General features: G+C 65.6%; 1 protein-coding gene. It reads left to right on the top strand.

Going from position 1 to position 256, the window contains the following annotated elements:
* On the top strand, window positions 1–256 hold a 256-nt coding region (locus KZZ06_RS21520), incomplete at both ends, for a HAMP domain-containing protein (RefSeq protein WP_219581962.1).

Below are 256 nucleotides of genomic sequence, written 5' to 3'. Positions count from 1 at the left end.
GCGCGTCGCCCGCGAGGTCGGCACCGAGGGCAAGCTCGGCGGACAGGCGCAGGTGAAGGGCGTCGTCGGCGTGTGGAAGGGCCTGACCGACAACGTGAACATGATGGCCGCCAACCTCACCGGTCAGGTGCGCAACATCGCCGACGTGACCACCGCGGTGGCCAACGGCGACCTGTCCAAGAAGATCACCGTCGACGTGAAGGGCGAGATCCTGGAGCTCAAGTCGACCATCAACACGATGGTGGCTCAGCTGAAC

It is taken from the genome of Sulfitobacter sp. CW3 (assembly GCF_019392245.1).
GTDB lineage: Bacteria > Pseudomonadota > Alphaproteobacteria > Rhodobacterales > Rhodobacteraceae > Sulfitobacter.
This window is presented reverse-complemented; position numbering and strand designations above follow the sequence as displayed.